The organism is Microbispora amethystogenes (assembly GCF_016863015.1).
In the GTDB taxonomy this organism is placed as follows: Bacteria; Actinomycetota; Actinomycetes; order Streptosporangiales; family Streptosporangiaceae; genus Microbispora; species Microbispora amethystogenes.
Genome location: NZ_BOOB01000005.1, coordinates 48,530 through 57,424, shown reverse-complemented (window position 1 = coordinate 57,424; position 8,895 = coordinate 48,530). Strand labels below are relative to the sequence as shown.

Annotated in this window: 7 protein-coding genes; 4 read left to right on the top strand and 3 right to left on the bottom strand. The window is 71.0% G+C overall.

Annotation, left to right across the window (positions count from 1 at the left end; all coding sequences use genetic code 11):
• Nucleotides 1-178: 178 nt before the first annotated feature.
• Entirely contained in the window at nucleotides 179-1,180 is a 1,002-nt protein-coding gene (locus Mam01_RS04525; RefSeq protein ID WP_204284217.1) for an SIS domain-containing protein, read from the bottom strand.
• A 366-nt stretch (nucleotides 1,181-1,546) separates the two neighbouring features.
• Between Mam01_RS04525 and Mam01_RS04520 the strand changes: the two genes are divergently transcribed.
• Genes Mam01_RS04520 through Mam01_RS04505 form a run of 4 tightly spaced genes read left to right on the top strand, consistent with a single transcriptional unit; the run spans nucleotide 1,547 to nucleotide 5,493 of the window.
• The gene (locus Mam01_RS04520; RefSeq protein WP_204284216.1) at nucleotides 1,547-2,872 is read left to right on the top strand and encodes an ABC transporter substrate-binding protein; all 1,326 of its coding nucleotides are present in this window, start codon (nucleotides 1,547-1,549) and stop codon (nucleotides 2,870-2,872) included.
• Nucleotides 2,873-2,897: 25 nt separating this feature from the next.
• Nucleotides 2,898-3,776, top strand: coding sequence for a carbohydrate ABC transporter permease (locus tag Mam01_RS04515; protein ID WP_204284215.1), 879 nt, complete (start codon nucleotides 2,898-2,900; stop codon nucleotides 3,774-3,776).
• Nucleotides 3,773-4,606: a carbohydrate ABC transporter permease gene (locus Mam01_RS04510; protein WP_239101039.1), complete on the top strand. Its 834-nt coding sequence runs from the start codon at nucleotides 3,773-3,775 to the stop codon at nucleotides 4,604-4,606. The genes Mam01_RS04515 and Mam01_RS04510 overlap by 4 nt, the downstream gene beginning before the upstream one ends.
• Nucleotides 4,607-4,638: 32 nt before the next feature.
• Nucleotides 4,639-5,493: a sugar phosphate isomerase/epimerase family protein gene (locus Mam01_RS04505; RefSeq protein WP_204284213.1), complete on the top strand. Its 855-nt coding sequence runs from the start codon at nucleotides 4,639-4,641 to the stop codon at nucleotides 5,491-5,493.
• 12 nt (nucleotides 5,494-5,505) lie between these two features.
• Here the strand turns inward: Mam01_RS04505 and Mam01_RS04500 are convergent, their stop codons facing one another.
• Entirely contained in the window at nucleotides 5,506-8,130 is a 2,625-nt protein-coding gene (locus tag Mam01_RS04500; RefSeq protein ID WP_204284212.1) for an FtsX-like permease family protein, read from the bottom strand.
• Nucleotides 8,127-8,864, bottom strand: coding sequence for an ABC transporter ATP-binding protein (locus tag Mam01_RS04495; RefSeq protein WP_204284221.1), 738 nt, complete (start codon nucleotides 8,862-8,864; stop codon nucleotides 8,127-8,129). The genes Mam01_RS04500 and Mam01_RS04495 overlap by 4 nt, the downstream gene beginning before the upstream one ends.
• Nucleotides 8,865-8,895 lie beyond the last annotated feature (31 nt).

Genomic DNA, 8,895 nt, shown 5'->3' with positions numbered 1-8,895 from the left:
AAGACCTCAACGAGAGTCCTCTCGGACGAGGCGACCGGTGGTGAAGCAGGAAACCCGACCGGCGACGGCCGGAATCCCGTCCCTTCAGGGAGGGGAGGATGTCAAGGGACGTGCTCCTGTGGGGCGGGCCCCCGCGCGTGCACGGCGCACGGCGGAGGCCCGGGTTGGGGAATGACGGTCAGTAGTCCATGACGCGGTAGTACCGGCGCAGTTCGAGGGAGTGGTCGCGCACCCTCTCCAGGTGCTTGCTCACGCGGCCCGTCGCCACGTCGTGGACCAGCGGGCCGAGCAGCCCGCGGAACTCGGGGCTGATCCCGTCGAGCGGGTAGTCCTTGGTGTCGAAGACCGTGACGTCCTTGGAGATGCGCTTGGCGAAGTTCGCCGCGCGCTCGGTGAGCCCCCGCGCCTCGTCCTCGCCCTGGAAGACGATGACGCTGGTGTCCTCTTCGAGCAGTTCGAGCGAGCCGTGGAAGAACTCGGCGCTGTGCACCCGCGTGGTGCGCAGCCACTGCATCTCCTCCAGGATGCACATGGAGTACAGGTAGGCGTACGCCCACAGGTTGCCGCCGCCGATGAGGAAGTAGTAGCCGGTGTCCTTGTGGTCGTCGGCGAACCTCTCGGCGACCGGCTCGGTCTGCTTCGCCACCTCCAGCAGGATCTGCGGGAGCTTGTCGAGCTCGGCGGCGAGCTTCTCGTAGCCCTCGAACTCGCCTCGCCGGGACAGCAGGCGGGTCATGAGGATCAGCATCTGCGGGTCGAACGGCCACGCCTTGGGCTCGGTGAGCAGCACGGTGTCCACGTTCTTCGCGACGGGCGAGTCGGGGTAACCCGTGATGCCGATCGTGTGGACGCCCTTGGCCCTGCAGTAGTCGATGGCTCGCACGGTGTCGTCGGTCGTGCCGGAGGCCGAGGTGAAGACGGCCACCGAGCGCTCGCCGAGCGACGCCTCGCCCGCGGCGATGAGCTCCGCCGCGATGACCGCGCGCACGTCGAAGGTGGAGCGCTGCCGCGCCAGCCGCTCGTACGGCCACATCTGCGCGTAGGTGCCGCCGGCGCCGACCAGGTAGAGGTTGTCGAATCCCTCGTCCACGAGCCGATCGACGAGTTCCTCGATCTGGGGCCGCAACGCCACCGCGCTCGCCATCTGGGAGAGGAATTCCGGCTCGTTGAATCCGAGCATGCTTTCGCGTCCTTTCGGGATTGCCCGCGGACCGGGGCGCCGTCCTGCCTGATACCGGTCTCACGCAGAGGTGACGCTGGCACACCTGCCGGGTGGGAGTCAACACCGGGAGGGAATTTCGCGGATGATAGGCCTGTGATCTGCTGTTTTATCGGGGTGGGAGAGGCTGAGGGGCCTGCGGAGAAAAAATCTTCTTGCTTGGGTCTGGTACCGGTATCACATGCTCTGTACAGTCACCCGTCAATGAACGGGTCGTGTCGGCAGCGCGTCCCGGCGGATCTCGGGTGCCCAGGCACCGGCGGTCCCTCCTCTCCCCAAGAGATCCAGACAGGACCTCGAGAAGACCCCCCGAGAGAAAGGAAGCCCATGCGCCCTCGTGCACTGACGGCGTTCGCGGCACTCGCCGGGACGTCGGTGCTCGTCCTGACCGGCTGCACCGGCGGCGGGCAGGCGGACCAGGCTCCCGCGGCGGACGCCGCCGCCAGCCCCGAATACTCGGGCACGCTGAGCATCCTGACGAAGTTCGCCGGAGACCCCACCGGGCCCTACTTCGAGAACCTGGCGGCGGAGTACGAGAAGCTCCATCCCGGCGTGAAGATCCAGCTCATCCAGGAGACCGACCAGAGCATCAAGGACAAGACCAAGACGCTCACGGCCTCGAACGCCCTTCCCGACATCTACTTCACGTGGACCGGCAACTGGGCCGAGAACTTCGTCCGCGGCGGCCGGGCGGCCGACCTCACCGGCGTGATCGGCCCCGACACGGACTGGGGCAAGACCTTCAGCCCCGGCGCGCTGTCGGCCTTCGCCTACGACGGCAAGAACTACGGCATCCCGCTCTACGGCAACGGCAAGTTCATGGGCTACAACAAGGCCGCCTTCGCCAAGGCCGGGGTCCAGGTGCCGAAGACGTTCGAGGAGCTCATCGGAAGCTGCGCGGCGCTGCGCAAGGCCGGGTACGAGCCCATCTCCTTCGGCAACAAGGACGGCTGGCCGGCCCTGCACTACCTGCAGCAGCTCTTCGCGTACAACGTGCCGACGGCGGCCTTCGAGGCGGACCTCAAGCCGGAGACGGCCAAGCTCGACGACCCCGGCTACACGAAGGCCCTCGGCCAGTTCAAGACCCTGGTCGACACCTGCACCGACACCAGGAGCGGCACCAACGGCGTGCTGTACACCTCCGCGCAGGAGGCGTTCGCCGACGGCAAGTCCGCGATGTACTACCAGGAGATCCTGGAGTTCGACAACGAGACGGCCAAGGGCAAGCTCGACCCCGACGACTTCGGGATCTTCCAGCTCCCGGCGCCGCAGGGCGCGGCCGGCGACCCGTCGATCGTCGAGGGCTCTCCCGAGGGCTATCTCGTCAACGCCGCCTCGCCGCGCGTCCCGCTCGCCATCGACTTCATGAAGTTCGTCACGAGCACGAAGAACGCCCAGGTGCTCTCGTCGCCGCCGTACGGCCAGCCCAGCACGGTCATCGGCGCCGTCACGCCCGAGACCTCCAGCAAGGCGGTCTACGAGGGCATCGAGCTCGTCAACAAGGCGCCGAAGCTGGCCGCGTGGCTCGACACGGTCACCGTCCCCGAGGTCGCCGACACGTGGCTGTCCGGCGGCGAGGCGCTGATCACCGGGAGCAGGACCCCCGAGCAGGTGCTCGACAGCGTGCGCCAGGCCTCGGCCGCGGCGAAGTAGCCGGGAGGGCAGGCCGGTGCGCGCCATGAGCAGACGGGCCGCCGGGCTCGCGTGGGTGGTCCCCGCCCTCGCGATGGTCGGGGTGTTCGTGTACTTCCCGCTGGTGGAGAACTTCGGGTTCAGCACGCTCAAGTGGGACATCTTCAGCGGGAGCCAGAAGTACGTCGGGCTCGCCAACTACGGCAAGCTCGTGGACGACCCGGTCTTCTGGAAGTCGCTCGGCAACAACGTGCTCTACACGGTGGTGTCGATCGCGTTCCAGGTGTTCGGCGCGCTCGTGCTCGCGGCGCTCATCGAGGGCGTGCGCAGCGAGCGGTGGCCGCGCGCCCTGCGGGCCGTCTACTTCATCCCCAGCGCGATCTCGCTGACCGTGGCCGGCCTGCTCTTCTACTTCATCTACGAACCCAACCTCGGGGTGCTCAACCACCTGCTGCAGGGGGTGGGCCTCTGCGGGCTCCGGCACTCGTGGCTCGGCGAGGAGGGCACGGCCATGCCGGCGATCATCGCGATGAGCCAGTGGCAGGGCTTCGGCTACTCGACCCTGCTGTTCGCGGTCGCGATCCAGCGCATCCCGCGCGAGATCTACCAGGCCGCGGCGATCGACGGCACCGGGCCCGTCCGCCGCTTCTTCCACGTGACCCTTCCCCTGGTACGCGAGATGACCGGCGTGATGATCATGGTCACGATCTCGGGGGCGTTCCAGGTGTTCAACGAGGTCATGGTCATGACCGGAGGCGGGCCGAACAACTCGACCCAGGTGCTGGGCACCTGGCTGTACCGCAGCGGCTTCGTCCGCAACGACTTCGGCTACGCGGCCGCGATCGCGACGGTCATCTTCGTGGTCACGCTCGCCATCGCCGTCGCACAGCTGTGGGTCGCCCGCAGGAGAAGGGTGGAGTGGTGAGTCGCGTCGGCTTCCTCGGGGTGATCGCCCGCCTGTTGCTGTGGTCGTTCCTGCTCTGCCTCGCCGTGGTGGTGGTCTATCCGCTGCTGTGGATGCTGGTCAACGGGTTCAAGACCAACAGCGAGATCTTCGGCAACCCCTTCGCGCTGCCCTCCCAGTGGAGCTTCGACAGCTACCAGAAGGCGTGGAACCGCGGGGTCAGCAACTACCTCACGACCAGCATCCTGGTCACCGTGACGTCGACCGTCACGACGGTCTTCTTCAGCGCGTGGGCGGCGTACGGGCTGACCCGGGTGGCCATCCCGTTCGGCAAGGCGGTCACCGGCGTCATCCTGGGCGGGCTGATGCTCGCCCCGAGCGTGGCGCTGGTCCCGCTGGTCAAGATGTTCCAGTCCATGGGGTTGTACAACAGCTTCTGGGCGCTGCTCATCCTCTACACGGCCTTCCGGGTGCCGTTCACCACGTTCCTCATCCGGGCGTACATGCTGGACCTGCCGCGCGAGGTGGACGAGGCGGCGGAGATGGACGGCTGCGGGCGGTGGACCGCGTTCTGGCGGATCACCCTCCCGATGTGCAAGCCGATCATCGTCTCGACGGTCCTGCTGCACATCCTGTTCGCCTGGAACGAGTATCTCTTCGCGATGGTGTTCACCAGCGGCGCCGGCGTGCAGACTCTTCCCGTCGGCCTGATGAGCCTGATGAGCAAGCACGGCACCGACTTCCCCGTCGTCTTCGCCGGCATGACGATCGCCGCCGTCCCGGTGGTGCTGCTGTTCTTCGCCGGCCAGCGGTACATCGTCAAGGGCCTCGCCGACGGAATCGGAAAATGACCTCGCACCCCTCCCCTGCGACAGGAGCGCCGATGTCCTTCCCGCGGATCACCGGATCGAACTTCTCCTACCAGCACCTGCCGTTCGACCGGTTCCTCGACGACGCCGCCGGCCTCGGCCGCGAGGAGGTGGAGCTGTGGGGCGTCGCCCCGCACTTCCACGTGCCGTGGGTGAGCGACGCCGAGGCCCGGGCCGTACGCCGCCGGGCCGCCTCGCGCGGCCTGCGGGTGCGCTGCCTCACGCCCGAGCAGGTGATGTATCCCGTCAACATCGCCTCGCCGGACACCCGGCTGCGCGCGGCGAGCATCGCGATGTTCCGCCGCGCCGCCGAACTGTGCGCGGAACTCGGCGCCGAACTGCTGCTGCTGACGCCCGGCCGCGGCTTCGAGGGCGAGCCGGTGGAGACCGGCCTGCGCCGGTCCGCCGACGCGCTCGCCGAGATCGCGGCGTACGCCGCCGGGTTCGGGGTGACGTGCGTGCTCGAACCGCTGCAGCGGGTGGAGTCGAACCTTCTCAACGACTCCCGCGCGCTCGCCCGCATGCTGGACGAGGTCGGCGCGCCGAACCTCGGCGCCGTGCTCGACACGGTCGGCATGGCGGTCGCGGGGGAGGGCGTCGACGACTACTTCGACGCGCTCGGCGACCGCGTCCGCCACGTCCACCTCATCGACGGCCGCCCGGCGGGGCACCTCGCCTGGGGCGACGGCGAGCTGCCGCTCGCCGACTACCTCACCGCCTTCGCGCGCCGGGGGTACGACGGCCACATGACGTTCGAGCTGTTCGGCGACGGCACCTACGCCTTCGCCCCGCGCCCCGTCGTCGAACGCTGCCTCACCGCCGTACGCGACGCCCTCACCCCCGGCACGCCCGACGCACCGCGCACGTAGCGGCGCGCCGGATCACGTCACCCTGCGCCGGGGGAGCGGCAGGCGTGAGCGGGTGAACACGGCGCCGCCGAGCGCGGCCAGCAGGGGCAGCCCGACCACGAGCAGGGCGATGAGCGGCCACGGGATCGTGAGCAGGAGCGCCGGTGGCCGCGGGTGTACGATCACGGGCACCCCATCGGGCCGCACCATCATCATCGGCCGGTACAGCCCGGACGGCACCCGGGTCGCGGCGGCGCCGGGCGGCAGACCGGCGAGCACTCCGGCGGTGGTCCCGAGCAGCGCGATCACCAGGGCCTGGCCGGCGACGACGGCCCGCTTCGTCCGTGGAGCCGCCCCCACCGCGGCCATCGTCTCCAGGTCGGGCCGTGCCTCGGCGGCGGCCAGCGCGGTCGCGACGAAGGCCATCCCCAGCACGAGCACGGCCGCCGCCGCGGCGAGCACGAGCAGGACCACCGAGTCGTCCACGGGACCGGGCGGCGTCTCCAGCCTGACCATCGCGTGCGGCGTGATCGCCTCCACGGCCGCGGCGATCCGGTCCGCCGACGCCTGCGACATCCGGTAGTCCGCGGGGTTCACCGCGAGGAGGGTGGTGACGGTGACGTAACCCGTCTTCTCGGCCGCCTCGGGCGCGACGACCACGCGCGCCCAGCCCTGCCCCGTGGGCCGCACCCCGACGGCCGGCAGGGAGATCGTCTCGGGCGTGTTCAGGGGCCGCGCGTCCTGCCTCATCACATCCGCTCTGATCCTGCCCTTCCGGACGGCGGAGGGATTGAGCACCACGGCCTTGCCCGCACGGAGCGCCGCGACCGCCTCCGGGTCCTCGCGGCCGAGCACGTAGCGCAGCAGGCTCTCGTCTCCGGCCAGCAGCCCGCCGCTCCTGCCCTCCATGAAGAAGACCCCCTGGTTCTCCGACTTGGCCGGCTTCGGCAGGGCCACGCCGAGCGGCACGCCGGTCTTCGTCGCGAGAGCCCGTCCTTCCACCAGCGGCACGCCCGCCGGCAGTTCACGCACCACGGCGGCGCGGACGCGGTCCCACAGCTGCGGAGTGAGGTCGGCCGCCGAGATCTGGAGTGATCCCACCGGCCCCTGCGGCAGGTCACGCAGGAACGGCAGGGGGCTGATGGCCGAGGCCCGCAAGGCCACGCCTGTCGCGGTGAGCACCACGACCGTGGTCATCACCGCGGCGACGGCGGGCACCGTACGGCCCCTGTTGCGTACGGCGTCCCTGACGGCGAAGCGGAGCGGCAGGGGGAGCCGGGCGGCGGCCCGGCCCACGGCGCGGACGAGGGCCGGCACCAGGGCCACCAGCCCGAGCTGGGTGAGCAGCGCCGAGGCGGCGATCAAGTGGATGCCGTGCCGGGCGCTCACCGCGGTCGCTGTGAGGCCCGCCACGACGAGCACCGCTCCGAGCAGTGGCCGGCCCGCGCGGTCGCGGCGCCGCTCGCGCCTGCCGGACAGCACCGCCGCCGCGTCCGTACGGCCCGCGCCGACGGCGGGGGCGAGCGCGGCCAGCACCCCGGCGGCGACCCCGAGCGCCGCGACCAGCGCGACCGAAATCCAGGGGACGGTGAACGAGTCCACCAGCGTCTCCGCCCACAGTTCGAGGCCGGGCATCGCGAGCGGCACCGCCGCGACGCCGATCACCGCTCCGGCCGTGGCGCCGGCGACGCCGAAGAGCAGGCCGTCGGCCAGCGCGATCAGCCGCAGCTGCGCCGGGGAGCCGCCCTGGGCGGCGACGAGCGCGAACTCGCGGGCCCGGCGCCGCCGGCCGACGGCGAAGGCGGGCCCGGCCGCGAGGACGACCTGCAGCAGCGCGATCCCCGTCCACGGGAGCGCCGGCAGCGTGGAGGAGTCGATCTTGAGGTTGAACCGCGTCTCCCGCGAGGCGCTGTCGACGACGGCCCGGCTCCTGACCACGAGACCGCGCGCGTTGAGCCGGCGGACGTCCGGCCACGACAGCGGACGCGGCGCGTCCACGAGCCAGCCGTGGGTCACCTGCTGGGGATCGGCGGGCCCGAACGTGGAATCGGGCAGACTGCCGGGGAAGACGACTATTTCGGGCCTCGCCGGGGCGAACAAGGCGACACCGACGACCCGGAGCGGACGTCGTTCCTCCGTGGCCAGGAGTGTCACGCCTGGCCTGATCTGCTCGTCCAGCCGGGTGGAGACGACGGCCTCGCCGGGAGCGGCGGGAAGCCTGCCCCGCACGAGCCGGAAGGTGTCCTGGGACATCGGGTCGCGCAGATCCACCTGCCGGACGTATCCCATCTCGTACCCGCCCGGGGCAAGATAACGGAGGAACTGCTGCGATGTCGGGATCAGGCGGCTGCCGGGGATGAGGCCGGCGATCTCCGCCTGGGCGTACGGCGTCGTCTTCGTGCCGGCTTCCAGGGAATCGGTCTCTCCCCACGCGTTCTGGCTGAGGCCGCTCCACTCGCGGGCGCCCTGCACCACGGCGTCGGCCCGGCCGAGGGGGTACTGACTGGGTGGCATGTCGTACAGGGTGGCGAACGCGGTCAGCGTGAAGGTGATGACGGCGACGGGCAGCGCGAGCATCGCGAGGATCAGCGCGCTGCGCCCCTTCGAACGCCAGGCGGTGCGGCGTGAGATCCGCAGTGCGGCGCGCAGGCCTCTCATCGGGCGCTCACCACACCCATGCCGTCGGCGCCGTCCGTCCCGCCGGCGCCCTCAGTGGCGGGGGAGTCGGAGGAGTCGGTGATCCGGCCGTCCCGGAGGAAGACGACACGGTCGGCCCAGGCGGCGTACCTCGGCTCGTGGGTGACCAGCAGCACGGCGGCCCCCGCGTCGGCGCGCTGCCGGAGCACCTGAATGATCTCGTCACCCGCTCGCGTGTCGAGGGCCCCGGTCGGCTCGTCCGCGAGGATCAGGCGGCGCTCGCCGACCAGCGCCCGGGCGATGGCGGCCCGCTGGCGCTGCCCGCCCGACAGGTCGTCGGGGAACCGGTCGCCCAGGTCCGCGAGGCCCACCTCCTCCAGCACCCGCAGGGCCGCACGCCGGGCCTTCGCCGTGGACGCGCCGTCCAGCTCGCGCGGCAGCGCGACATTCTCGGCCACCGTCAGCGACGGGATGAGGTTGAGATCCTGGAACACATAGCCCGCACTCCTGCGGCGCAGTTCCGCGAGCCGCTTGGGCGGCAGATCGCGCAGTTCGCGGCCTTCGAGGAGGACGGACCCCTCGGTCGGCCGGTCGAGCCCGCCCGCCAGGTTGAGCAGGGTGGACTTGCCGGACCCGGACGGGCCCATGACGGCGACCAGTTCGCCCGCCCGCACGTCGAGGCTGACGCCCCGCAGGGCGGGTACGGCGTTCGGCCCCTCGCCGTGGACGCGGACGACGCCCGCGAGGCGGACGATCGGCTCGCCGTCCGGGCGGGGTAACTGGTCC

Bases quoted from the DNA above. Each gene is read 5' to 3' on its own strand.
- Mam01_RS04520 (WP_204284216.1), top strand. From the start codon at position 1,547: ATGCGCCCTCGTGCACTGACGGCGTTCGCGGCACTCGCCGGGACGTCG.
- Mam01_RS04505 (WP_204284213.1), top strand. From the start codon at position 4,639: ATGTCCTTCCCGCGGATCACCGGATCGAACTTCTCCTACCAGCACCTG.
- Mam01_RS04500 (WP_204284212.1), bottom strand. From the start codon at position 8,130: ATGAGAGGCCTGCGCGCCGCACTGCGGATCTCACGCCGCACCGCCTGG.
- Mam01_RS04515 (WP_204284215.1), top strand. From the start codon at position 2,898: ATGAGCAGACGGGCCGCCGGGCTCGCGTGGGTGGTCCCCGCCCTCGCG.
- Mam01_RS04525 (WP_204284217.1), bottom strand. From the start codon at position 1,180: ATGCTCGGATTCAACGAGCCGGAATTCCTCTCCCAGATGGCGAGCGCG.